The 24,960-nt window shown below is 65.5% G+C and carries 24 protein-coding genes; 7 read left to right on the top strand and 17 right to left on the bottom strand.

Going from position 1 to position 24,960, the window contains the following annotated elements; all coding sequences use genetic code 11:
* Positions 1–71: 71 nt before the first annotated feature.
* The 9 genes from ACFO5X_RS08205 to ACFO5X_RS08245 all read right to left on the bottom strand — a co-directional run bounded on the left by ACFO5X_RS08205 (position 72) and on the right by ACFO5X_RS08245 (position 10,560).
* On the bottom strand, positions 72–497 hold the full coding sequence (locus tag ACFO5X_RS08205; protein ID WP_380716819.1) for a hypothetical protein: 426 nt from the start codon (positions 495–497) through the stop codon (positions 72–74).
* Positions 498–1,099: 602 nt separating this feature from the next.
* Entirely contained in the window at positions 1,100–2,761 is a 1,662-nt protein-coding gene (locus tag ACFO5X_RS08210) for a Na/Pi cotransporter family protein (RefSeq protein ID WP_380716820.1), read from the bottom strand.
* A gap of 155 nt (positions 2,762–2,916) precedes the next feature.
* A complete protein-coding gene (locus ACFO5X_RS08215) occupies positions 2,917–4,125 on the bottom strand; it encodes an HAD family hydrolase (RefSeq protein ID WP_380716822.1) in 1,209 nt (402 codons plus the stop codon).
* 11 nt (positions 4,126–4,136) lie between these two features.
* Positions 4,137–4,808: a hypothetical protein gene (locus ACFO5X_RS08220; RefSeq protein WP_380716824.1), complete on the bottom strand. Its 672-nt coding sequence runs from the start codon at positions 4,806–4,808 to the stop codon at positions 4,137–4,139.
* Between the two features lie 106 nt (positions 4,809–4,914).
* Positions 4,915–5,895 (bottom strand): sugar-binding transcriptional regulator, encoded by a 981-nt coding sequence (locus ACFO5X_RS08225; RefSeq protein ID WP_380716826.1) that lies wholly within the window; start codon positions 5,893–5,895, stop codon positions 4,915–4,917.
* Positions 5,896–5,901: 6 nt separating this feature from the next.
* The gene (locus ACFO5X_RS08230) at positions 5,902–7,209 is read right to left on the bottom strand and encodes an acetoin dehydrogenase dihydrolipoyllysine-residue acetyltransferase subunit (RefSeq protein WP_380716828.1); all 1,308 of its coding nucleotides are present in this window, start codon (positions 7,207–7,209) and stop codon (positions 5,902–5,904) included.
* Between the two features lie 3 nt (positions 7,210–7,212).
* Positions 7,213–8,226 carry an alpha-ketoacid dehydrogenase subunit beta gene (locus ACFO5X_RS08235; protein ID WP_380716830.1) on the bottom strand — a complete coding sequence of 338 codons (1,014 nt, stop codon included), beginning with the start codon at positions 8,224–8,226 and terminating at the stop codon, positions 7,213–7,215.
* Positions 8,223–9,227, bottom strand: a complete 1,005-nt coding sequence (locus ACFO5X_RS08240; RefSeq protein ID WP_380716831.1) for a thiamine pyrophosphate-dependent dehydrogenase E1 component subunit alpha — start codon at positions 9,225–9,227, stop codon at positions 8,223–8,225. Before ACFO5X_RS08240 ends, ACFO5X_RS08235 begins: the two co-directional genes overlap by 4 nt.
* 10 nt (positions 9,228–9,237) lie before the next feature.
* Positions 9,238–10,560, bottom strand: coding sequence for an NAD(P)H-dependent oxidoreductase (locus ACFO5X_RS08245; protein ID WP_380716832.1), 1,323 nt, complete (start codon positions 10,558–10,560; stop codon positions 9,238–9,240).
* Positions 10,561–10,809: 249 nt separating this feature from the next.
* On the opposite strand from ACFO5X_RS08245, the gene ACFO5X_RS08250 reads away from it, so the two are divergent.
* The 4 genes from ACFO5X_RS08250 (at position 10,810) to ACFO5X_RS08265 (ending at position 12,910) form a co-directional block, all read left to right on the top strand.
* Positions 10,810–11,244, top strand: coding sequence for a DUF2852 domain-containing protein (locus ACFO5X_RS08250; protein ID WP_380716833.1), 435 nt, complete (start codon positions 10,810–10,812; stop codon positions 11,242–11,244).
* Between the two features lie 79 nt (positions 11,245–11,323).
* Positions 11,324–11,758, top strand: coding sequence for an RDD family protein (locus ACFO5X_RS08255; protein ID WP_380717293.1), 435 nt, complete (start codon positions 11,324–11,326; stop codon positions 11,756–11,758).
* Between the two features lie 73 nt (positions 11,759–11,831).
* A complete protein-coding gene (locus ACFO5X_RS08260) occupies positions 11,832–12,653 on the top strand; it encodes an arginyltransferase (protein WP_380716834.1) in 822 nt (273 codons plus the stop codon).
* A 29-nt stretch (positions 12,654–12,682) separates the two neighbouring features.
* A complete protein-coding gene (locus ACFO5X_RS08265) occupies positions 12,683–12,910 on the top strand; it encodes a hypothetical protein (protein ID WP_380716835.1) in 228 nt (75 codons plus the stop codon).
* Positions 12,911–12,989: 79 nt separating this feature from the next.
* Here ACFO5X_RS08265 and ACFO5X_RS08270 read toward each other — a convergent pair whose 3' ends face one another.
* From ACFO5X_RS08270 to ACFO5X_RS08295, 6 genes are all read right to left on the bottom strand, one after another.
* Entirely contained in the window at positions 12,990–13,457 is a 468-nt protein-coding gene (locus tag ACFO5X_RS08270; protein WP_380716836.1) for an SRPBCC family protein, read from the bottom strand.
* The gene (locus ACFO5X_RS08275) at positions 13,454–13,792 is read right to left on the bottom strand and encodes an ArsR/SmtB family transcription factor (RefSeq protein ID WP_380716837.1); all 339 of its coding nucleotides are present in this window, start codon (positions 13,790–13,792) and stop codon (positions 13,454–13,456) included. Before ACFO5X_RS08275 ends, ACFO5X_RS08270 begins: the two co-directional genes overlap by 4 nt.
* An 80-nt stretch (positions 13,793–13,872) precedes the next feature.
* Positions 13,873–14,553 carry a hypothetical protein gene (locus tag ACFO5X_RS08280; RefSeq protein WP_380716838.1) on the bottom strand — a complete coding sequence of 227 codons (681 nt, stop codon included), beginning with the start codon at positions 14,551–14,553 and terminating at the stop codon, positions 13,873–13,875.
* Between the two features lie 126 nt (positions 14,554–14,679).
* Positions 14,680–17,034 carry a TRAP transporter large permease gene (locus tag ACFO5X_RS08285; RefSeq protein WP_380716839.1) on the bottom strand — a complete coding sequence of 785 codons (2,355 nt, stop codon included), beginning with the start codon at positions 17,032–17,034 and terminating at the stop codon, positions 14,680–14,682.
* Positions 17,035–17,050: 16 nt separating this feature from the next.
* Complete coding sequence (locus ACFO5X_RS08290; protein ID WP_380716840.1) at positions 17,051–17,941, bottom strand: TRAP transporter small permease subunit; 891 nt, start codon at positions 17,939–17,941, stop codon at positions 17,051–17,053.
* Between the two features lie 114 nt (positions 17,942–18,055).
* Entirely contained in the window at positions 18,056–19,138 is a 1,083-nt protein-coding gene (locus tag ACFO5X_RS08295) for a TRAP transporter substrate-binding protein (RefSeq protein WP_380716841.1), read from the bottom strand.
* A gap of 616 nt (positions 19,139–19,754) precedes the next feature.
* Between ACFO5X_RS08295 and ACFO5X_RS08300 the strand changes: the two genes are divergently transcribed.
* Together ACFO5X_RS08300 and ilvN are read left to right on the top strand one after the other, a co-directional pair.
* Positions 19,755–21,509, top strand: coding sequence for an acetolactate synthase 3 large subunit (locus ACFO5X_RS08300; protein ID WP_380716842.1), 1,755 nt, complete (start codon positions 19,755–19,757; stop codon positions 21,507–21,509).
* A gap of 79 nt (positions 21,510–21,588) precedes the next feature.
* Complete coding sequence (ilvN, locus tag ACFO5X_RS08305; RefSeq protein WP_380716843.1) at positions 21,589–22,149, top strand: acetolactate synthase small subunit; 561 nt, start codon at positions 21,589–21,591, stop codon at positions 22,147–22,149.
* Positions 22,150–22,154: 5 nt separating this feature from the next.
* Here the strand turns inward: ilvN and ACFO5X_RS08310 are convergent, their stop codons facing one another.
* Positions 22,155–22,520 (bottom strand): hypothetical protein, encoded by a 366-nt coding sequence (locus tag ACFO5X_RS08310; protein WP_380716844.1) that lies wholly within the window; start codon positions 22,518–22,520, stop codon positions 22,155–22,157.
* Between the two features lie 272 nt (positions 22,521–22,792).
* Here ACFO5X_RS08310 and ACFO5X_RS08315 point away from each other — a divergent pair, with 272 nt between their 5' ends.
* Positions 22,793–23,551, top strand: coding sequence for a helix-turn-helix domain-containing protein (locus ACFO5X_RS08315; RefSeq protein ID WP_380716845.1), 759 nt, complete (start codon positions 22,793–22,795; stop codon positions 23,549–23,551).
* Between the two features lie 65 nt (positions 23,552–23,616).
* On the opposite strand, the gene ACFO5X_RS08320 is transcribed toward ACFO5X_RS08315, so the two are convergent.
* Positions 23,617–24,951: a sigma-54-dependent transcriptional regulator gene (locus ACFO5X_RS08320; protein WP_380716847.1), complete on the bottom strand. Its 1,335-nt coding sequence runs from the start codon at positions 24,949–24,951 to the stop codon at positions 23,617–23,619.
* Between the last annotated feature and the right edge of the window lie 9 nt (positions 24,952–24,960).

The raw sequence follows: 24,960 nt of genomic DNA on the forward strand, positions 1-24,960 counted from the left end.
GACAGCGCCAATTGGATGGTGGAAAGCGGATCAGGGTAAGGTCTGCTGTGCGGACAAAGCCGTCGTATCGCCTACTCTTGCTTGTCCTCATATGCGCGAATGAGCGCAATGCACTCTGAATTGTTGTCGTGTCCGGCCACCTCTATCTCCCTGAGGATTTCGTATTCTTCCGGGCTGGCAATGAAGCCGCGCCTTGCCGCTCGATCCACAACGTCCTGCACGACGCCCGAAACCGAATGGAAGCTGTATCCGAACCGTACTCGGAAATCATCCAGAAATCGATTTATATCACCTCGTGCATCCTCGCTTGCGCTCGCGAACAGAGCCAAGTCCTTGGAGGTCATGAAATACCACCGACGTATCTCGTTCAGGACTGCGAAGCATCGCTTCCCCTTTGTATCGTCAAAAACTTGGAGCCAGCCAGCGCTCGACATGACCACCATCTGTTCGATCTGATCTTCGGAGAGCGTTGGGTCGCAGTGGCGCAGAGCCGCCATTCTCCACGACCGATATAGATCGACGCCCTTGAGGAGTCTGATCAACTCCCGCCTAGAATGTTCTCTGTCAAAGTTTTTCGTCATGATTGAGGTCTAAGGGTATTTGCTGACTACGCCAAGGAGCCATGTAAATGTGGGCTCCAAGCAGTCATCTGACTATCTTTGTCAAACTCCTTCGGTGTCGCTAGATCGTAAGGGGCGCCACTGCGGACAGCAGTAACCTTTTTCTGCCGATTGCTTAAGCCGAAGCATCCGTTCTTACGATATTCGCCAGAACAAGACGCTCTCCGGTTTTGGCAAGACCGCTCGCACAGAATACGCCCTTCAAGCCCTCAAGGGCGACAGCCTCAGGGTCGAGAGGAACGGCTCCAATCCCAGATGGGTCGCGCTCATTGTATCGATGAATTGCAGTCCGCAGACTGTCCGCCTCAATCTGGCTCGAATAGGTGCCACCCTCGTATTCGACGACAAATGTCCACGTGGCCATTGCTTAACCTGATCTACCGCTTTTGGCCCACAATGGCGGCTCACACATTCCGTGGCAACACCGGCAGCCTATCATCTAATTCAAGATGGCACTTTGGCCTCCAAGCCGCCCCCCCTCACGCCGGTTTCTTCAACCGGCTCCCCCGCAGCAAGCCCTGTTCCTCCAGCACCGGATAGGCCAGCGCCGCCAGCAGCCCGTTGATCTGCTTGAGGTCCCGCACCGTGTCCAGGTGGATCGAGCTCGTCTCGATGCTCTGCTCGGTGTTGCGCCGCAGGCGCATGAAATGCTGCTGCCGCGTCTCGCGTTCGCTGTCGCGCAGGCGGTCCTTCTCGATGATGACCTGCTGCGCCGTGGCCGGGTCGTCGTCCACCAGCAGGTTGAAGGCCAGCCGCGCGTTGCGCATGACCGAGGCGTGGAAGTCCACCAGCTCCTTCCAGCCCTCCGGCGTGAACTCCACCTGCCGTTCCATCTTCTTCTGCGCGTGCAGCAGCAGGTTGCGCACGATCACGTCGCCCGCCTGTTCCAGCTTGATGCAGACCTCCAGCAGATCCTGACACCGCCGCGACTGCGCCTCGGTCATCCCCTGCTCGGTGATCCGCGCGAGGTACAGCTTGATCGCATTGTGCCGGTTGTCGACCCTGTCGTCGAAGGCGCGCAGATCGGCGATGCTCTGCGGATCGGGCGCGGCGTAGACCTCGATGATCCGGCTCAGCATGGTGTCGATCGTGTCGCACATCCGGATCGCCTCGCGCGTGGCATTGGCCAGCGCCTGGTCGGGATTGCCCAGCGCCGCCGGATCCAGCGCGCTGATCTCCTCATGTGCCGGCCCGGTTTCGATCGGCGTGCGCAGGTCCGCGACCCAGCGCGAGATGCGCCAGGCAACGCCCGACAGCGGCAGCCCGACCAGCAGGATGAACAGGTTGAAGGCGATATGGGCATGGATGATCTGGTTGGCCGGCCCGGTGCCCAGCAGCGCCGGATCCGGCTGCACTACCTCATAGAGCGCCAGCAAGACCACCGACCCCAGCCCGCGCATCAGCAGGTTGGCCAGCGGGACTGCCCGCTGCTCCGGCGCGGCGGCGCGCGTCAGCACCGGCGCGATCATCGACGAGCCGAGGTTGACGCCCAGCACCATCACCAGCCCGACGCCCGGCGGCAGCACGCCCTGCTCCGCCATCGCCGCCAGCAGCAGCACGGCGGCGATGCTGGAATGCAGTAGATAGGTCAGCGCCGCGGCCAGCAGGAAGCACGACAGGATATCGCCCGAGAGATAGCGCACCACCACCGGCAGGAAGGTGCTGTCGCGCAGGGGCAGCGCCGCGGTCGACACCATCTCGAGCGAGATCAGGATCAGCGCGATGCCCAGCAGACAGCGCCCGATCTCGTGCCAGGGCCGCCGGTCCGAGCGCAGATACAGAACAGCACCCAGCGTCAGCAGCGCCGGCGCCAGAAGGGTCAGGTCGAAACTCAGCACCTTGGCCACCAGCGCAGACCCCAGCTCGCCGCCGCGCACGATGACGATGCCGGCCACGCCCGACACCAGCCCCAGCCCGACGAAAGAGCTGACCAGCAGGGTCACCGCGGTGGAACTCTGCAAGGCCACGGCCATCACCAGCCCCATGAGCATCGCCGACAGCGGATGGCCGATGCGCTGGCGCAGATGCTGGCGCAGCTGCCGGCCATAGGCGCGCTCCACGCCGGTGCGCACCATCCGCGTCGCCGCCAGCAACAGGGCCACCGCCCCCGCCATATGCAGGAAAAATACCAGTCCGCTCATGTCCTACCCTTCGACTGCCACCCGCTCCGCAGGGTGTCGCAGCCGCCCCGGCAGGGGACAGGCGGACTCAGCCGGCGGGCTGCTGACCCGCTTTATAGCTTGGCTTGATTAAAAGAACAAATGTCCAATGCGACAGACACAAGTTCCAGACAACTTCAGCGCATCGGCATCGGGAACGACGTCAGCGGCAAGGCGCCCGGGGCATTGCCGATCACAAAGCCATAAATCCCCCGCCGCGCCGCGCGCTCCAGCCGTGCGGCATCGCCGCTGGCCAGCAGACAGCTCTGCGCGGGAATGTCGTCCAGATCCCAGCCCTCCGCCGGCGCGACCAGCGTCACGCGCGGATCAAGGCCCAGCGCGGAACCCAGCTCCGGCACCTCCGCTTTCGCATCCACCAGCGCGATCCGCACCGCGATGCCCCCCTCGGCCAGCGCCGAAATCGCCGCCCGAGCGCCGGGACGCAGGGCAAGCGCGCCGGCATAGCGTTGCGCCAGCCGCTCGCGGAACAGGCGGCCAAAGCTGCCCGGACACAGACGCCGCGTCTCCAGCGCCACATGGGTCATCGCCGCCGCGAGCGGCTGGTCCACCAGCACGCGCAAATGATCGGCCGCCACCGCCACGCCAAAGAAATGGATCGTCGCCTCCAGCGCCTCCGCGATCAAGTCCCGGCTGTTCGAGATCGCCGCAAGGTCGAAGATCACCGTGTCGACACCGGGCGGCAGCATCGCCTGCGGCCCCGCCTCCGGCGGCGCGTGGTCGGCATTGACCGCCACCAGCCGCAGCTGCGGCCGCTCGGCCACCGGCGCGGTGCGGAAAACTCCCGGCTCGGCCCAGTCGGGCGCGCCGCCCGCCAGATGTTGAAGATAGGCCACCGCCATGCGCGGCGTCTCGCGCAGGTTCTCGCGGAAACTCCACCAGCCGCGCAGGTCGTCCATCCGCGCCGACTCGGGCGCGGCCTCGCCGTATTCCTGCGCCAGCACCGCCTGCCGCACGTTCAGACAGAAGACCGCGCAGGCATAGGCCTCGGGCCAGAACTCGACCGGCGTCATCGCCGCATCGCGCCCCGGCGTGCGCGCGCTCAGCGGCGCGTGCGCCAGCAGATGGTCGAACATCATCCCGGCGGCGAAATCGACATAGGCGCGCTCTTCCGCCTCCTGCGCGGGCTTGCCGGCCTCGAAGGCGGCGCTCCACTCCAGAAACGCCCCCGCCAGCCGCGTGGTGTCCACGTCGAAGGCAATCCCGCAATCGCGCGAGACCGAGGCGATCTGTTCCATGAAGGCCCGGCGGAACCAGCGCAGGCGGCGCACCGCGCGCTTGACCTCGGTGCCGGGCGTTTCAAGCAGTTTCAGGGCGGGCAAGGACATGGCAGGACCTTTCAGATCAGCCGGACGCAATCGGCAAGTGCCGTGCGCAGGGCAAAACGGTTGCCAGGCGCGCTATCGGCCTGGCGCAGAACAAAGGGGGCGGCATCGCAGCAGAGGTCGAGCACATCGTTATCCGCCTCGCCGGGGCTGCGCTCGGCGCCCAGCCACAGTACGAAGGCGGCGCAGGCCAGCCGTGCGGCATCCGCCGGCTCCTCCGTCTCGAAGGGGACCGGGCGCACCACGCCATGGCTCAGCATCTGCATCAGCAATTCGGCCGGCATGTCCAGCGGATCCCCCCGCGTCGCCCGCCGCGCCTGGGCAAAGGACTGCGCCGCCAGCGTCTCGCTGATCAGCACCGCCCGCTCCGAAAACCGGCGATGTGCCGCCCCCAGCGCCCCATAGGCAAGCTGGGCAAAGATCGTGTCGCCATCCGCCCGCTCGACCAGCCGCGCCAGCGTCCAGCTCGTATCGCTGTGCCAGGCCGGCCCGTTATCCAGCAGGCTGTGCGCCAGCTTCGACGTCGCCAGTTCCAGCTGCTGCGCCAGCTTGTCGATCCCGTCGACCATGTCGCGCATCGGCCCCGGCAAATCCTTCCCGATCGGTGCAATCGCCACACGCCCGGCGGTCATGCCCGACCGCAGCCCGCGCAGCATGTCCTTGATCGGTAGCGTCGTGGAAGCCATCTTGCCCGTCCCGTCTCGAAGTCCGCCGCCCAGGGCGCGAACATTCGCACACTCAGATAACTAATGTTCCACCCGCCGCGTCCGGTCAAGTAGACAGTCCGCCGCGTCAGGCGCCAGCCAGCAGCGCCTCGGCGGTTTTCTCGTCGGTGACCAGGCAGGTCGGCTTCAGCGCCGTGATCGCGCCCCGCAGCGCCGCCACCTTCTCGGCCCCGCCCGAGATCAGCACCCGCTCGCGCGCCCGCGCCACATCCGCGAGGTCCACCGAAATCGTACGCGCGTTCACCGCGTGGTCGATCACCCGCCCCTCGGCATCGATGAAGTTGTAGAACACGTCGCCCACCGCTCCCGCACCGATCAGGTCGCGCCGCTCCGCCTCGCTCAGATGGCCGGTGCGGAACGATGTCGCCTCGGCCGCAATGCCCCCGACCGAGATCAGCGCCATATCCAGCGCCGCCGCCATCTCGAAGACCTCGCCGATGCCACAGCGCTCGATCAGCGCGGCGCGGGTCTCGGCGCTGTCCACCAGCGCCGGTGCGGGCACCAGATAGCCCTCGCCCTGGAACAGCTCGGCAAAGCGCCAGGCGAATTCCGCCGGGTTGAACCGCCGCGCCGCCGAAATACCGCCCAGCAGCGAGATGATGCGCACATCCTCCAGCGTCCGCCCCTCGATGAACGGCAGCATCGAATGCAGCGTCCGCCCCCAGCCGACCCCCACCGACATCCCCGATTTCATCAGCCCCGAGACATGCGCCCCGGCGGCCGCCGCAATCGACAGCGTCGGATCGCTGCCGCCATCGCCGGAGGGGCAAAGGATCACCTCGGCAATGCCGAACCGGCTGCTCAGCGAGGTCTCCAGCCGCGCCAGCTCGGCCAGCGGCGCCGAGATGGTGATGCGCACCTCGTTGCGCCGCCGCGCATCCGCCAGAAGCCGCACCACCGCAACCCGCGTCGTGCCCAGGGCCGTGGCGATCTCCGACTGCTTCATGCCCTCGGCGTAATAAAGCCAGACGGCCCGCGCCCGCATACGGTCGGTATCGCCGGATCGACCCGAAACGGGGCCGGTCGGGGCAGCGCGGGATTCACTCATCGGCGGTCACTCCGTGGTCGGGTTCTCTCCTGCTTTGAACAGACGCGACAGCAGTTTGGCAACCGTTTCGGGCATCTCGACATGCGGAATATGCCCCGCGTCCGCCAGAAGATGCTGCGCTGCCAGTCCCGGCAGCCGCTGCGCATGGCGCACCGGCAGGATCGAATCGCGCCGCCCCCAGATCACCGACATCGGCGCCTCGATCCGCTCCAGCGCCGGCAGGATGCTGAAACTCTGCGTGCTGTCCGGGAACAGCGACTGCGCCAGATCGCCCTGCGCCGCCCGCAGCGCCGGATCGCTGCGCCCGGCCATCGCCGCGCGCACGAAACCGTCGCTGATGCGGTCCGCGTCCCCGGCCAGTTGCCGCAGCCAGGGGCCAAGGCTCTCGGCCCGGCTCGCCCGCGCGATGCCCAGCAGGGTCGCGCCGTCGATATCAGGGCCGAGCCCCGCCGGCGCGATCAGCCCCAGCGAGGCGATCCTGCGCCCCCGGATATCGGCCACCGCCGCCGCAAGCGCGCCACCCAGCGAATGGCCGACCAGATGCGCCTTATCCAGCCCCAGATCGTCGAAGGCCGCGACCATCATCTTCACGAGACCGGCGAAATCCGCCACCCGCCGCAGGGGCGAGGCCCCGTGCGAGGGCAGATCGACCCGGATCACCTCGCGCCCGCCCGGCAACACGCGCTCCAGCGGTGCCCAGCCCTTGGAATCGGCGCTGAAGCCGTGGAACAGCACCAGCGGCACACCGCTGCCCCGGCCCCGCGTCACCGCCAGCGGCCCGCTGCCCGGCGTCCAGCGCACCATGCCCTCGGACGGACGCGCCTGCGTCAGCGCCGCCTCGACGTCCGACCGCTGGATCCGCCCGCGCGGCCCCGTCCCCGGCACCATCTCCAGCGCAAGACCCCCCTCTCGCGCCGCCTGACGCGCGGCGGGCGTGGCACGCGGCCGCGCCGGGTCTTCGCTCTCGCGAACCACCTCCACCTCGGGCGTCTCCGCCACAGGCTCCGGCTCCGCAGCGACCGGAGCCTCGGCCTCGGCCTTCCGCGCCACCGGCGGCGCCTCCGGCACCTCTTCGCCCTCGGCATAGATCCAGGCGACCGGATCGCCCACGGGAATCTTGTCGCCCACCTCGGCAATCACATGCCGCAGGATGCCGCTGGCCGGAGACTCGACCTCCATCGCCGCCTTGTCCGTCTCGATATCGAACAGCGCCGCGCCCTTCTCGACCGCCTCGCCCTCGGCGACATGCCAGGCCGAGACCAGCCCGGTCTCCATATCCATGTCGACCTTGGGCAGGATGACTTCCGTCGCCATGCCTCAGACCTCCCGCCGGACTAGGCGGCGCATCGCCTCCTCGATCTGCGGCCGCTGCGGCACCGCCGCGCGCTCCAGATCTGGGTTGTAGGGGATCGGCGCCTCGGCCCCGCCCAGCCGCAGGATCGGCGCGTCAAGATAGTCAAAGGCGTCCGACTCGGCGACCATGGCCGAAATCTCCGCCCCCACGCCCAGCGTCCGCACGCCCTCGTAGACGCAGACCATCCGCCCGGTCTTGCGCACGCTCGCCAGGATCGTCTCGCGGTCGATCGGCCGGACCGAGCGCAGATCGATCACCTCGGCCGAAATCCCCTCGCCCGCCAGGGCCTCGGCGGCCTCCAGCGCGCGCGACACCATGATGCCCGAGGCGACGACGGTCACATCGCTGCCCGCCCGCCGCACCGCCGCCTTGTCCAGCGGCTGGGTGTAATAGCCTTCGGGCACCATCCCCTTGGCCTTGTAAAGCAGCTTGTGCTCGAAGACGATCACCGGATCGGGATCCTCGACCGCCGCCAACAGCATTCCCTTCACATCCGCCGGCGTCGTCGGCTGCACCACCTTCAGGCCCGGCACATGGCCGAACCAGGCCTCCAGGCTCTGGCTGTGCTGCGCCGCTGCGCCGGTACCCGACCCTGCCGGCATCCGCATCACCACCGGCACCGAAGCCTCGCCGCCCAGCATATAGCGCAGCTTGGCCGCCTGATTGGCGATCTGCTCCATCGCCAGCATGGCGAAATCCGAGAACTGGAACTCGAAGATCGGCCGCAGCCCGGTCAGCGCCGCGCCCACGGCCACGCCGGCCCCGCCCAGCTCGGAAATCGGCGTATCCATCACCCGGTCCTCGCCGAAGCGATGCACCAGATCGCCCGTGACCTGGAACGCACCGCCATAGACGCCGATATCCTCGCCCATCAGGATCACGCGCGGATCGCGCTCCAGCGCGATGCCCAGCGCGTCGCGCACGGCCTCGGCATAGCTCATCTCGACCATGCGCACATCGGGGGACGGGGCGGTCATGCGCGCACCTCCGCATGGACATAGCGTGTCACGTCGTTGACCGACGGCGCCGGGCTGGCCTGGGCAAAGGCGATCCCCGCCTCGACCTCCTCGCGGGCCGAGGTTTCGACCGCCGCCGCCTCCTCCTCGCTCAGCACCCCATGTTCGACCAGTTCGGCGCGGAAGCGCTTGATCGGATCCTTGGCGATCCAGCTGTCGATCTCGTCCTTGGTCCGATACCGGTTGCGGTCCGACTTGGAGTGCCCGCGCCAGCGATAGGTCAGGTTCTCGACCAGGCTCGGCCCCTCGCCCGCCCGCGCCCGCGCGACCGCCGCATCGACCGCCTCGGCCACCGCCGAGAAATCGTTGCCGTCCACGGTGACGCCCGGCATCGCATAGGCCGCCGCGCGTTCGGCGACATTCTTCACCGCGGTCGACCGCTCGGTCGAGGTCGACATGCCATAGCGGTTGTTCTCGCAGACATAGACCACCGGCAGCTTCCAGACCGAGGCCATGTTCAGCGCCTCGTGAAACGCGCCCTCGTTGTTCGCGCCATCGCCGAAGAAACAGACCGCAACCGCCCCGGTGCCCAGCCGCTTGGCCGTCAGCGCCGCGCCGGTGGCGATCGGCAGCCCGCCGCCCACGATGCCATTCGCGCCCAGGTTGCCCTTGCTCACGTCGGCGATATGCATCGACCCGCCGCGCCCGTGGCAATAGCCGTCCTCCTTGCCGAAGAACTCGGCGAACATGCGCTTCACCTCGGCGCCCTTGGCGATGCAGTGCCCATGGCCGCGATGGGTCGAGGTAATGTAATCGCTGTCCGACAGCGGCATGCACGACGCCACGGCCGAGGCCTCCTGCCCGATCGACAGGTGCATCGTCCCGTGGATCAGCCCCCGGGTATAGCTGTCCTCGGCGCCTTCCTCGAAAAAGCGGATGAGATACATCTTCCTCAGCGCAGTCGTGAGCGCCTCGGCATCGTATTTGCGCAGCGCAAACGGGCGGTTGTCGGTCTCGGTCATTCGGGTCTCCTCAGGCCTGCGCCAGCATGGCGTCCTGGCGCGCGCGCAGGGCGGCGATCCGGCTGCCCTCCGGCAGGGTGGCATTGGCATAGGTGATCAGTTCGCCCTTGCGGATCGGCGCGGTGACGGTGCTGCCCGCCAGCATCCCGCAGGGAATGGCCCTCTGCGCTGCCGCCTCTGGCGTCGTCATGATCCAGGCGCGGTAGCAATACTCGCCGATCTGGTCCAGCTTCTCGCCCGGCTGCAGATCCTTCTTGGCCACGGCGCAGACCTCGGCGACCGGGCGCGCCATCGGCACCATGTCGGCCTTGCCATAAAGCACCGCGCGCGCACAGGTCAGCGGCACCTCCAGCGAGGTCAGGTGGAACGGGCGGAAGAAGGTGAAGTAAGGCCCCTCGCCCATCTTCAGATCCTCCATCCGCTCGCGAATGCGCGGATGGTCCATCTCGGCCACCACGAAGACGCCGGGTGCCACGCCCTTGCCGATGGTGTAATCGACCCGCCCCTCGCCCGAACTGAGCACGCCGCCATGCGACTCGGGCACCAGCACCTTGGAAAGCTCCTCGCGCGAACAGGCCGGCCCGTGCATCCCCGGCTTGTCCGGGATCAGCCCGGTGGCATTGGCAATCGCCGCCATCTCGACCATGGTCTTCGAGCCATCGACGAATTCCACCAGCATCCGCGGGTTCATGTTCCGCCGCCGCGCCTCTGCCTCATAGGCGTCCGGCGTCGCGTCATGGTTCAACGGGTTGTTCTTGCCCTTCCCGGCCGAGACGATCCGGTGCCCCATAGCGGTGACGAATTCCACCAGCTCCATGCATGACGAAGGCTCGTCCCCCGCGCCCAGCGAATAGACCACACCCAGCCGCTCGGCCTCGGCGCGCAGATAGGCACCGATGGTCACGTCGGCCTCGACGTTCATCATCACCAGATGCTTGCCGTGCTCCATCGCCTTCAGGCCGAACTCGGCCCCGACCGAGGGCACGCCGGTGGCATCCACCACCACGTCGATCTGGCCCGAATTCAGCAACAGCTCGACATTGTCCGTCAGCGCCGTCTTGCCGTCCTCGATGGCAGCGTTCAGCCCGTCGACATCCGAAACCTTGCGCCCGTGGCCCGCCTCGCGATGGGCGATCTCCACCGCCGCCTCGGCCGCCGGCAAGTTCAGCTCGCAGATCGCGCCCACGGTGATTCCGCGCATATGCGCCACCCGCGTCACGATGTCGGTGCCCATCTCGCCCGCGCCCAGCAGGCCGATCCGCACCGGCTTTCCGCTCGCCTCGCGCTCTGCAAGATCCCGGGCCAAACCGGTCAGAGCCACATTCGTTGCCATCTTTCCACCTCCGCGATATGCCGCAGAGATATGAAACTTTTGAAACTCCATCAATACAAAAGTACGCGTCGCCGACGTAATCCCGCTCGGCCCCGGCCCTGGCAGGTGCTCAGCCCGGCCCGGCCTGCCCCTATCGCCGGACCAATGTAAAAAACTTTTACATCACCTCTTGCATTCAATCCGGGAGGGGCCACATTGCGTAATGTGAAAGACATTCACATAGCGTTCCAACACCGGAGTGAGCCGACAATGTCAACGACGACAACCGAATTCCCCTCCCCCTCCTACGGGGGCTGGCTGAGCAAGACCGAGGCCTGGCTCGACAGCCGGGGCAAGGGCGCCTGGATTGCCGCAATGGTTCTGGGCTTCATCTTCTTCTGGCCGGTCGGCCTCGCCCTTCTGGCCTACATGATCTGGAGCAAACGCATGTTCAAGAAATCCTGCCGCAACCGTCACGCCTTCCGCTCGAACCACTGGAACGGCGGGCTGCACCAGTCGACCGGCAACAGCGCCTTCGACGCCTACAAGGCCGACACGCTGCGCCGGCTGGAGGAGGAACAGCGCGACTTCCAGGCCTTCCTCGAACGGCTCCGCGAAGCCAAGGACAAGGCCGAGTTCGACCAGTTCATCGACGACCGCTCGCGCCGCGCCGCGCAGCCCGGACAGGACGCCGAGGCCTCCTGACCCCGCGAACACCGGCCGGCCCCGCACGGGGGCCGGCTGTCCCTCTGACCCGGAGCCTTCCTGCATGTATGCCGACATGATCGCCGCCCTGCCCGAGCCGGACCGCCAACCCCAGTTCTACCGCGACGTTCCAACCAAGCGCCTGATCGCCTGGGTCGTCGACACCGTGCTGATCCTCGCCCTCAGCGTCATCGCCGTGATCATGACCGCCTTTGTCGGTCTGCTGATCTGGCCCCTGCTCTACCTCGGCATCGGCTTCCTTTACCGCGTCGCCACGCTCGCCGGCGGTTCCGCCACGCTCGGGATGCGCCTCGCCGGGATCGAACTGCGCCGCCACGACGGCGGCCCCTTCGACGGCACCCACGCGCTGCTGCACACCGGCCTCTACACGGCCTGCCTGATGCTGCCGGTCTTCCAGATCGTCTCCATCGTGCTGATGCTCACCACCGCACGCGGTCAGGGCTTGCCCGATCTGGCGCTCGGCACCGTCGCACTCAACCGCAGGGCCCGATAAACGGGCCCATTCGGCACTTGCGCCGTCGCAATCGCGGTTGTTATCATCCGCGAAAGCTCACCAAGACTCGTTTATGCGCCACACATTGCCGATAGCACCGCAGTTCTACGTAACTGCCCCGCAACCGTGCCCGTATCTGGACGGACGCATGGAGCGTAAGCTATTCACCGCGCTACAGGGCGAAAACGCCGACAAGCTGAACAACGCGCTATCCCGCCAGGGTTTCCGCCGCTCCCAGAACGTCCTCTACCGCCCCTCCTGCGCCGAATGCTCGGCCTGCCTCTCCGCCCGCATCGACGTCGACGCCTTCCAGCCCACCCGCAGCCAGAAACGGATCCAGCGCCGCAACGGCAACCTGACCCGCAAGGCCAACTCGCCCTGGGCGACCGAGGAACAATACGAGCTCTTCCGCAGCTATCTCGATGCCCGCCACGCCGATGGCGGCATGGCTGACATGGATGTCTTCGAATTCGCCGCGATGATCGAGGAAACCCCGATCCGCAGCCGCGTCATCGAATACACCGACGCCGCCAAACGGCTGATCGCGGTCAGCCTGACCGACGTGCTCGAGGACGGCCTCAGCATGGTCTATTCCTTCTACGCCCCCGACATGCAGCAGGCGAGCCTCGGCACCCACATGATCCTCGACCATATCGAGATCGCGCGCGAGGCCGGGCTGCCCTACGTCTACCTCGGCTACTGGGTCCCCGGCAGCCAGAAGATGGGGTACAAGGCCAATTTCTCCGGCCTCGAAATCTACACCGGCGGCAAATGGCAGATGATGAAGGACCCCGAGGCCTATTCCGCCACGCTCCACCCCCTCTCGACCGACCCGATCGCCGAGCAGGTCGCCAACATCAGCCTCCCCGACCGCCGCCCCGCCCCGGGGAAATAGCACCGGTCGGGTGACGCGCGATGATCAGGATGATCGCCACCCTGCTCTGTCTCGGGCTCGCCATCATCTTCGCGTATTTCTACTACGTTGCGTATTTCAGATGGCGCAATTGCTTCAATGAAGCGGGCCGGTGCTTCGACAGTGACGCCGGTGTCGTGTATCTACAGCAATCAGGGATCGTTTGGCTCTTGCTCGCTGTCCTGGCGCTTGTCGCTGGCCTCTTCATTGCGTGGCATCTTATAAGAAACAAACGGTGATCCGGGACGTCCATTGCACGTCACATGGCCCCCCGATCGGCAGCCCCAACACGCTCGCCCGGCCCCCGAATCCGATCCACTACTGCCTCAGCCGCTCCGCCAGCCGCGCCAGCTGGTCGATCACCGTGCCCCAGCCGTCGTGAAACCCCAGCTCCACATGTTTGGCGCTCTCCTCGGGCGTGCGATGCAGCGCCTGTGCCACATAGCGCGTCCCCGCCCCCTCATCCGCCATCGTGACGATCGAGGTCATCGCCAGCCAGGGGTCGATCGGCTGCCAGCCTTCTTTCAGGACAGTGGTGAAGACGATCCGCTGCATCGGCGCGATCTCCAGAAAACACCCCTCGACATGCGGCTGGAACTCGCCCGGCCCCTCGCGCATCAGCGTCTCGAACCCGCCGCCGGGGCGCAGGTCCATCTTGACCACCCGGCATTCCATCGGCTCGGGGATCCACCATTTCTCGAAATGCCGCGGATCCGACCATGCCGCCCAGACAAGGGCCCGCGGGGCGTCGATCAGGCGCGAGATGGTCAAGGTGCTGTCGGTCATGACGGTTCATCCTTCAGGGTTTCAACATAGGCGGCCAGCCGGTCGGTCCGCGCCTCCCAGATCGCGCGCTGCGCGTTCAGCCAGGCCTCGGCCGCGGCCAGGCGCTCGGCCTGCACCCAGCAGGTCCGCACCCGCCCGGCCTTTTCCGAACCGACAAGCCCGCTTTCCTCCAGCACCCGCAGATGCTTGAGCACGGCCGGCATCCCCATCCCGAAGGGCGCGGCCAGCTCCTTCACCGCCGCCGGACCCTCCACCAGCCGGGCGAGGATGGCCCGGCGCGTGGGGTCGGCCAGCGCGTGAAAGGCCGAATCGAGAGAGGGTTCATGGTTTACCATGTGGCAAACCATATCTAATACTTCACCAGATGGGAACCTTTATTCCCGCGCGCCCTCAGCCCCGCCCCGCGCTCACCGTTTCAGAACGCGATCTCCGCCACGATCCGTGCGGCCGGCCCCGCCGACTTGAGACTGCGCAACCCCGAACGTCGCGCCAGGGCCTCGTCCACCTCGCGGCGATGCTCCACCGTCAGCCGGTCGCCCTTGCAAGCGCCCTTCACCACCCAGCGTTCATAGGAAAATGGCCCCGCAACGACCCCGGAAATGACTCGCGGCGCCACGTCATTCCTCTGAACCTTGCCCGAGGCGATCAATGTCTTGATTGCTTCGGCAATGATCTCGGCGCTTTCCTTGAACGTCATCCCCTCGATCTTCGTCTCCTCCCCCTCTGCCATGTTGTCGGTCAGGCAGTGGCGCGCGACGAAGATCCAGTCATGCACCATATAGGCCGGCGCATAGCCCCAGGGCGAAAACCCGTTGAACAACTGCCCTGCCCTCGGAATGGATCCGCCGTCGGTATACATCATCTCCGGCACAATCCGGGTCACCGCCGCCCCGGGCCTGTTGCGAATGAAGGTCAGCGGCCGCGTCCGGCTCGGGACATAGACAAACTTCCCCGCCCCCTTCCCATCCCCCTCGCCAACCCACATGACCAGAAGCGCCCCCTCGAACCGGCCCACCGGTGCCTCGTCGAAATCGACGGTCCCGCAGGCCGCGAGAAGCAGGCCGGCGAGGATGGCGACATAACGGCAAATGAACATGGTCCCGGCTCCAATCCAGCTCGCGATATAATCCGGAAACCATAGCGAAATTCGCGCCATTTCGCTTCTTCAATTCCACCAAAAGAAAAAGGCCCCCGAAGGGGCCCTTTCCAAACTCTCGGTCATTCAGACCCCGATCAGATCCGGCACGATGGTCACGATCCCCGGGAACAGCCACAGGATCGCCAGCCCCACCACCTGGATCAGCACGAAGGGCACGATCCCGCGATAGATGTGCCCCGTCGTCACCTCGGGCGGCGCGACACCGCGCAGGTAGAACAGCGCGAACCCGAAGGGCGGCGTCAGGAACGACGTCTGCAGGTTCACCGCGATCATGATCGTCACCCATTTCGGATCGAAGGACCCGCCATAGATCACCGGCCCGACAATCGGGATCACGATGTAGATGATCTCGAGGAAATCCAGCACGAACCCCAGGAAGAACAGCACCAACATCACGATCAGGAAGACCGTGAATTCGTTGTCGTAGCTCTTCAGGAAATCCTGGATGTAATGCTCGCCCCCGAAGGAGATCACCACCAGGTTCAGGATCTGCGACCCGATCAGGATCGCAAAGACCATCGAGGTCACCTTCGCAGTCTCGCGCACCACCGGTGTCAGCACCCGGCCCGCGTACAGCACCCAAAGCGCATAGAACAGGCCGAACATCGCATAGAGATAGGTTGCCAGCGCCACCAGATAGGCGACCCCGTTCTCGAATGTCACATGCTCCTGATTCACCCGCAGGTCGAAATTCACGCCGACCAGCAGGCAGATCACGATGGCGAAAGTCGACATCAGGATGATCCGGCCCGAACGGCGCTCGTCATGCAGGCGGCGGAAGGCCGCCAGCATGATCGCCCCGCCCGCGCCCAGCGCGGCCGCCGGCGTCGGGTTGGTCACACCGCCAAGGATCGACCCCAGCACGGCGACGATCAGCACCAGCGGCGGAAAGATCACCTTGATCAGCTCGTTCTGCGACATTCTTATCGCGGCCGCCCGGCAGCCGTACAGCGCGATCAGCGCCGGGATCGCCAGCAGCAGCACCGTCACCCCAGGCGTTGTCACCGCCGAGATGAACAGCGCATCCACCAGCAGCATCAGCACCAGCCCCACCGCGCCTATGATCAGCGGGCGCGGGCTGGACGAGGGCGAGATACCCCGCCCATAGGCCAGCGTCAGCGCCATCAGCACCACGAAGACCGCGATGCCCGTGCCGATCGGCGGCGCCGCGGCGATCTTGGCGTCGCGCGCCGCGACGCGCTCCTCGTCGGTCAGCCGCGCACTCTGCTGCTGCCCGCCCGCCGCGTCGATCTCGGCCTGCTGCTGAACCGCAAGGTCCCACTTGCTCTGGCCGTGCAGCGCAATCATCGAGGCCTTGCATTCCTCCGAGACCTTGGTGCGCAGGCTCGCGCCCTTGCCGATGTCCGAAAAGGACGACACGTTCACATCCTGCGACCCGACCACGCCCACAGAGTTCAGCCCGACCACGCCCAGGATCACCACCAGCGGCACCGCCACCAGCCAGGTCAGCTGCTCGCCACGCGTCACCGGCTCGCCGATGCTGCCCTCGAATTCCACAGCCGGCGCCTTCTCCGGGTTCAGCAGCGCATAGCCGAAGGAATAGACCGCATATAGAATGGCCAGCAGGATCCCCGGCAGCATCGCCGCCTGGAACAGCGTCCCGACCGAGACCACCGCAGGCGTTCCGAGATAGGTCAGCGCATCGGTGCAGCCGGCCAGATTGGCGCGATCCTCCTGCGCCGCCGCATAAAGGTCGCCGGCCAGCGTGCCCAGCAGAACGATCACGATCGATGGCGGAATGATCTGCCCCAGCGTCCCCGAGGCTGCGATGACGCCCGTCGCCAGCTCGGGCGAATAGTTGTTGCGCAGCATCGTCGGCAGCGCCAGCAGCCCCATCGTCACCACCGTCGCCCCGACGATCCCGGTCGAGGCGGCAAGGAAGGCGCCCACCACCACGATGGACACCGCCAGCCCGCCCGGCAGCGGCCCGAAGACCCGCGCCATGGTGGTCAGCAGATCGTTCGCGATCTTCGAACGCTCCAGCGTGATGCCCATCATCACGAACATCAGCACCGCCAGCAGCGTCTCGATGGACTGGCCCGCCAGCACGCGCTCGTTCATGCGGTTCACGATGAACGACACGTTGCGATCCAGCGCCAGAATCCATCCGCCCTCGAACACATGCTGCGCCACGCGCGGCAGTTCGGGGTATCGGAAGATCGAGATGGTATCGGCCTTGATCCCCTGCGCGATGAGGTCGTTATAGGCCTGGGTCGAGGTGTCTATGGCCTGGTGGATCAGCAGGCCCGCGCTGTCCAGCGCGGCGATGATGCCAAAGGCGATCAGCCCCGCCCCACCCAGCGCGAATGCCACTGGGAACCCCGACAGGATGCCGCCGAACAGGCACAAGAGCAGGATGATCAGGCCGATTTCGATTCCGTCGAGACCGAGAAACATATCCGCCGTTCCTAAATTAATGGGTGCCTTCGTAGGCTTCTTCACCTTCGCCAAGCGTATCCTTGTCCAGATACTTGCCGGCGCTCTCCTCGCCCTCGACGAATTCGAGATACGAGCGATAGAGGAAGGTGAAGGCATGGATGAAGATCATGGCCGCCAGCAGGCAGAGCAGGACCTTGAAGATATAGTAGTGGTCAAAACCGTTCGGGCTGAACCCGATCCGCTCCACGTTCCACTTCAGCGCCTTCGACTTCATCAGCAGCCGGTCCAGCGTATCGCTGGCCGAAGGCTTGGGCACGATCAGGTGCCGCCACATGAAATACCAGCCGTACATCCAGATCACGACCGCCATCGGCACCATGAACAGCATGCATCCCACCATGTCGATCACCCGCTTGGCGCGGAAGCTGACGGCGGAATAGACCAGATCCACCCGCACGTGACCGCCCTGCACGAAGGTGTAGGACAGGCACAGGCAGATGATGATAGCGTTGTACAGCTTCAGCTCTTCGCCCCACCAGCTGATGTCGTACTGCAGCGGGATGCCAAAGCCGAAGGCCATGTCCGCCCGCGCAAAGACCCGCTGGATGAACACGATGATGATCTGCTGCAGCACCATGATCAGCCCGGCCCAGGCAAAGGTGCGCCCGACGATATTGCCGAACCCCTCCATCACCCGCACCGTCGCCCAGCCGAACCGCCGGTTGACCACTACCGCGATGGTCAGCAGCAGGAACAGGTCGAAGACGGCAAAGAAGAACTCGACCGAGCCGCCATAGTAGACGACCCGCATGATGGCTTCCTTGTTCGACCAGTCGAGCCACAGCGAAGGATGCGTCAGCGCGATGGCGATATTGGCGAAGCCGCCAAGAATATGACTGAAAACCCAGACGATCCCGTCCAGCATGGCGTGTCTGTCCCTCCCCGGATCTGGTTAAAGACCGGTTCCCGTTGTCGGATAGCGCAAAAGGGCAGGTCCGCGCCGAAGGCGGACCTGCTGTTTCGTCGCGGCGTCGCGGGCTTAGCTCAGCACGCGGTCGCGTTGTGCGGTATAGGCGCCGTCCGACAGGGCCAGCCAGGCCGAAGACGACCGCATCGAGGTGTTCACGCTCTCGCGGATCTTGGCGAACAGCTCGTCGCTCATGTACTGGTCCAGCGTTTCGGCCGAGGCCTTGCCGAAGGCATCCCAGACCGAATCCGGGAACTGCAGCGTCTTCACGCCGCCCGCCCGCAGCCGGCCCAGCGCGGCCGAGTTGTTGGACAGGAACAGCGCCAGCGTCCACTGGTGGGAGGCGGCCGCCACCTGCTCGATGATGGCCTGATGCGCCGGCGACAGGCTCTCGAAGACGTCCCGGTTGGTCGCCAGCGACAGCGCCGCGCCCGGCTCGTGGAAGCCGGCGGTATAGTAGAACTTGGTGATCTCCTGGAAACCGGCCTTTTCGTCGGCCCAGGGTCCGATCCACTCGGTCCCGTCGATCGCACCCGAGGACAGCGCCTGATAGACCTCCGCGCCCGGCAGGTTCTGCACGCTCGCGCCCAGCTTGCCCAGCGCCTGACCGCCCATGCCCGGCATCCGGAACTTCAGACCGTTGAAATCCTCGGGCCCGTTGATCTCCTTGCGGAACCATCCGCCCGACTGCGCGCCGGTGTTGCCGGCCAGGAAGGACTTCAGCCCGAAGATCTGGCCCAGCTCGTCATGGAAGCCCAGACCGCCGCCGTGATAATACCAGTTCACGATCTCCTGCGCGGTCATGCCGAAGGGCGCCGCGGTGAAGAACTGATAGGCCGGATGCTGCCCGGTGAAATAGTAGTCCGCCCCGTGATACATGTCCGCCTGACCCGAGGTCACGGCGTCGAACACCTCGAAGGCCCCGACCAGTTCGCCGGCGGCCTTGAGGTCGATGGTCAGCGCGCCATCGGTGGCGGCAGTGATCGCATCGGCGCAATACTGCGCCGAGTCATGCACACCGGCCAGGCCACGGCCCCAGGTTGTGACCAGCGTCAGGGTCCGCTTGCCCTGCGCATAGGCAGGCGCGGCCAGCGTCGTGGCTGCAGCGGCCGAGCCGCCGAGGGCGGTGGTCTTTAGAAAAGAGCGACGATCCATTAGGTTAGTTCCTCCCGTTGGTGCCATTGAGGGTTTCTTGCTGATCCCTGCGGCTTGTTGAGTGGAGTCACACTATCCGTTCACGGCTTCTTGTGAATAGGAAATTTCATGCATTTTCGCACAGAATTTGCCCCCAGCCGCCCAATACCTCGGCATCATCCCCTCGTAATTCGCTACAACCCTGCGGTTTGCGCCATTCTTCCGTAACGTAACGGTTGCGGTTGACCCGTCGGGCCGACGCGCTTGATTCGTCGTGCCGATGCCGCCGCCGTGCGGCGAAAGCGGTTGCCCAAGCGCAGCGACTCACCGCCGACAGGCCGCCCCGAAATACCGAAACTTGCCGGCGCACCCCACTCCCGAGCAAGAAAGTTGCGATTTTTCCGCCCCCAAGGTCACTTTTCGCTGCACATTCGCGGTTGACGCCCCTTTCCGTCCTCCATAATGTCCGCCCACACGAAATCGGAGTCTCTGGGTATGACGACCCTAATCGTAATCGTAGGATCGAAGCGCATGGGCCGGTAACGGAAATCCAGATTATGACCCATGCGCCTCCGACACCCTCGGGGGCTTTTTTTATGTTCTGCGGCCGGATCGTCCGCATGATGGAGCAAGACAGATGACACGGGAAATGACCGGGGCGAAGATGGTGGTTCAGGCGCTGAAGGATCAGGGCGTCGATACCATTTTCGGCTATCCCGGCGGCGCCGCGCTGCCGATCTATGATGAAATCTTCCAGCAGAACGACATCCGCCACATCCTGGTACGCCACGAACAGGGCGCCGTGCACGCCGCCGAAGGTTATGCCCGCTCGACCGGCAAGGTCGGCGTCTGCCTCGTCACCTCGGGCCCCGGCGCGACCAACACGGTCACCGGCCTGACCGACGCGCTGCTCGACTCGATCCCGATCCTCGTCATCTCGGCCCAGGTGCCCACCTTCCTGATCGGCTCGGACGCCTTCCAGGAGGCCGACACCGTCGGCATCACCCGCCCCTGCACCAAGCACAACTGGCTGGTGAAGGACACCAACCGCCTTGCCGCGACCATGCACGAGGCCTTCCACGTCGCCCGCTCCGGCCGCCCCGGCCCGGTGCTGATCGACGTGCCGAAGGACGTCCAGTTCGCCACCGGCACCTATGTCGCGCCCAAGCCGTCGACCTCGCACTACCAGCCCAAGCTCAAGGGCGACATGGCGGCGATTACGGAACTGGTCGAAGCCATCGAAAAGGCCAAGCGCCCGGTCTTCTATACCGGCGGCGGCGTCATCAACTCCGGCCCCGCGGCCAGCCAGCTGCTGCGCGAGCTGGTCGACGCCACCGGCTTTCCGATCACCTCCACCCTGATGGGCCTCGGCGCCTATCCGGCCAGCGGCACGCATTGGCTCGGGATGCTCGGGATGCACGGACTCTACGAGGCCAACCTCGCCATGCACGGCTGCGACCTGATGATCAACGTCGGCGCCCGCTTCGACGACCGCATCACCGGCCGCGTCGACGCCTTTAGCCCGAAGTCGAAAAAGGCCCATATCGACATCGACCCCTCCTCGATCAACAAGGTCATCAAGGCCGACATCCCGATCGTCGGCGACGTGGCCCATGTCCTCGAAGACCTGCTCAAGGTCTGGAAATCGCGCGGTCGCAAGACCGACGCCGAAGCCGTGGTGAAATGGCGCCGCCAGATCGACGAGTGGCGCAAGGTCCGCTGCCTCGACTACAAGCCCTCCACCACATCGATCAAACCGCAATACGCGCTGGAACGGCTCGAGGCGCTGACCAAGGACCGCAAGGACCGCTTCATCACCACCGAAGTCGGCCAGCACCAGATGTGGGCGGCGCAGTTCCTCCACTTCGAGGATCCGAACCACTGGATGACCTCCGGCGGCCTCGGCACCATGGGCTACGGCTTCCCCGCCTCCATCGGCGTGCAGATGGCCCACCCCGACGCTCTGGTCATCAACGTCGCGGGCGAGGCCTCGTGGCTGATGAACATGCAGGAGATGGGCACTGCGGTGCAGTTCCGCCTGCCGGTCAAGCAATTCATCCTCAACAACGAACGCCTCGGCATGGTCCGCCAGTGGCAGGACCTGCTGCACGGCGGCCGCTTCTCGCACTCCTGGTCCGAGGCCCTGCCCGACTTCGTCAAACTCGCCGAGGCCTTCGGCGCCAAGGGCATCCTCTGCAAGGATCCGAAGGATCTCGACGACGCCATCATGGAGATGATCACCCACGACGGCCCGGTGATCTTCGACTGCCTTGTGGAAAAGCACGAGAACTGCTTCCCGATGATCCCTTCGGGCAAGGCGCACAACGAGATGCTTCTCGGCGACGCCGAAACCCAGGGTGCGATCGACACCAAGGGGTCGGTGCTGGTGTAACCGCCAAAGTTTCCAGGAAACTTTGGCCCAATCTTTCCCGGAAAGATTGGCGCGACGAAACGGAAAGAGAGTGAATCAGATGTCCCCGCTACACCTCAAAAAAGGCGCGACCAGCCATTCCGCCTATAACCTGCGCCCCGCGTTTTCCGAAACCGAGGAACGTCACACCCTGGCCGTCCTGGTCGAGAACGAACCGGGTGTGCTGGCCCGCGTCATCGGCCTCTTCTCCGGACGCGGCTACAACATCGAAAGCCTGACGGTCGCCGAGGTGGATCACACCGGCCACCTCTCGCGCATCACCATCGTCACCACCGGCACCCCGCAGGTGATCGAGCAGATCAAGGCCCAGCTCGGCCGCATCGTGGTGGTGCACGAGGTCCACGACCTCACCGTCGAGGGCCCCAGCGTCGAACGCGAACTCGCCATGCTGAAGGTGGTCGGGACCGGCGACAAGCGGGTCGAGGCGCTGCGCCTCGCCGACATCTTCCGCGCCAGCGTAGTCGACTCGACGCTCAACAGCTTCGTCTTCGAGATCACCGGCGCCCCCGACAAGATCGAGGCCTTCGCCGACCTGATGCGCCCGCTGGGGCTTACGGAAATCGCCCGCACCGGCGTCGCCGCACTGCTGCGGGGCGCCTGACGCCCTCAGCCCTGGGCCAGAACGTCGCCGACGAAGGAATCGTCATCCCTCCACCGGCGGCGTTCGGCGCCCCTCGCGCATAGCGGAATGACCTCTGCGCTTGCGCGCCGGGCACCTGCTCCCGGCGGCATAGAGGCCAATTCCAGCTGATCGGCCAGTCCTCCGAACAATCCCTCCGCCACCAACCTCGGGTTGCTCGCAATCCGCTGATGCCGATCTGCATCAAGATCGAACTGGATCCAGTCACCGGCGTCAAGATCGACACTTTGGGCTCTGTCTTCCTGTCGGCAGAAGGCCAGTTCCCCGTGATCCTCGCACCAGATCACAGCGTTGCGGTCCTCATTGTCACTCCAGAGTACAACACCGTACATGTTACGCCCTTTCCGCCAATACCCTGACTGTGCGGCAAATCATGCCGCGCAAACACGGTTATTTGGGCGTCGGCATCTTGCATTTTGTGTCGAAGCCGATAGTTTTCTGGCGTCAAAGCGCTACAGGCATGACGCCAATTAGCGTCAACAAAAAAAGTAATGTGGTGGACGCTTCGATTTCGTGAGAGAAGTCGCCAACCCAAATACAACCACAGGGCGAGGAAACTCCAACCATGGGCATGCACTCTCGTTCACCGGCAGACCTCCGCAACATGTTCGGCGCAAATCTGCGCAAACTGTCGACACGTTATCCGTCCATTTCGGAACTCTCGCGCCAGCTGGGCATCAACCGCACCCAGTTCAACCGCTACCTCTCCGGCGAAAGCTTCCCCCGCCCGGACGTTCTCGACCGCATATGCGAGTTCTTCGGCGTCGATGCCCGCATCCTCCTCGAACCGGTTGAGATGCTGACCGCCGGGGCCGACCCGCTGAGCAACCCCTTCCTTTCCGACTTCATCGGCGCCGGGATCAAGGGCATCCCCGAGGACTACTTCCCCTCGGGATTCTACCGCTTCAGCCGCCGCAGCTTCCTTGCCGACACGCAATATGTCGTCGGGCTCATCTACATCTTCCGCGAAGGCGAAGTGACGTTCCTGCGCGGCTTCGAGGCGCGCGAGGCGATGCGGGCCCAGGGCCTGCCCGATGACGCGCACTCGCGCGAATTCCGCGGCTATGTCGCCCAGCAGGAAGACGGCGTGACTATGGTGGTGTCGCGCCGCCATTCGCTGACAAGTTCGTTCAACTTCCTGAGCCGCGTCACCTCCTTCGAGAACAACTACTGGGTCGGCTACGTCGCCCGCCCGATGCGCGAAACCGCCCACGGCACCCGCGTCGCGCGCATGGTCTACGAATACCTCGGCCGCGACGGCCGCAAGGTGATGCCCGCCGCCCGCACCACCGGATTCAAGACCGAAAAGGACCTGCTGCCGTTCCACCTGCGGCTGTTGCAGGTCAACGACCCCTTCCGCTGAACGCAAACCGCCCGCCGCTCATCAAGCGGCGGGCGGTCCCGAACGGCTCAGGTCATTTCAGCGGCTCAGGTGTAATCCGACCGCTGCAGTCCGTATTTCGCCATCTTCTCGTTCAGCGTCCGTCGCGGCAGGCACAGCTCGTCCATCACGCTGGCGATCGACCCCTTGTGGCGGCGCATGGTGTTGTCGATCAGCATCCGCTCGAAGGCTTCCACATATTCCTTCAGCGGCTTGCCCTCGGTGGTCATCACCGGCTGCATCTCTTCGTGATCGCTCATCAGCAGCGAGGCGATGGTGCCCGACCCCCGCCGCGATTGCAGCACCGCGCGCTCGGCGATGTTGATCAGCTGCCGAACGTTCCCCGGCCAGGGCGCCTGCAACAGCTGCGCCGCCTCCTGCGCGCTGACCTTCGGCGCGTCACAGCCGTATTCCTCGGCGAACTGCTCGCTGAGGCGGGTGAACAGCGTCAGGATGTCCTCGCCGCGCTGGCGCAGTGGCGGAACGGTGATCCGCAGCGCCGCCAGCCGATAGAACAGATCGGGCCGCAGCACGTCTTCCGACGTGCGCCCCGCCTCCTGCAGGTTCGAGATCGCAACGATCCGCGTCTCGCCCGGGGTGCCCTGCTCGTTGATCACCGACAGCAGTCGCGCCTGCAGCGTGTCGGTCAGCGCCTCGATATCCTCCAGCACCAGCGTGCCGCCGCGGGCTTCCTCAATGGCCGGCAGCTGGGTGTCCTCGGGCAGCATCGGCCCGAACAGCCGCTTGGCCAGCGCCTGCTCCTCCAGCGCGCCGCAGCTCACCAGCACGAACTTCTTGCCCGCCCGGCTGCCCACCGCATGCAGGGCATGCGCGACCAGCGTCTTGCCGGTGCCCGTCTCGCCGTCGATCAGCACATGGCCATCGGCCTGCCCCAGGTCCAGGATGTCTTCCTTCAGCCGCTGCATCACCGGGCTGGCGCCGATCAGCTTCTTCATGATCTGGCCGCCGTCCGACAGCTCGCGCCGCAGCGCCCGGTTGTCCAGCACCAGCCGCCGCGCGCCCGTGGCCCGCTTGGCCAGCCGCGACATGTGGTCGGGGTTGAACGGTTTCTCGAGGAAATCAAACGCGCCGACGCGCATCGCCTCCACAGCCATCGGCACGTCGCCGTGGCCGGTGATCATGATGACGGGCAGCGCGCTGTCATGCCCCATCAGCTTCTTCAGGAACTGCATCCCGTCCATACCGGGCATCCGGATGTCCGAGATCACGATGCCCGGATACTCCGGCCCCAGCACGCGCAGAGCATCCTCGGCGCTGGCGAAGGTTTCGGTGTCATATCCCGACAGGGCCAGCCATTGGCTGATCGACTGGCGCATGTCCTGCTCGTCGTCCACAATCGCAATCTTCATTGCCTGGGCCATTGGTCGCAT

Source organism: Seohaeicola nanhaiensis (assembly GCF_042654245.1).
GTDB lineage: Bacteria > Pseudomonadota > Alphaproteobacteria > Rhodobacterales > Rhodobacteraceae > Seohaeicola_A > Seohaeicola_A nanhaiensis.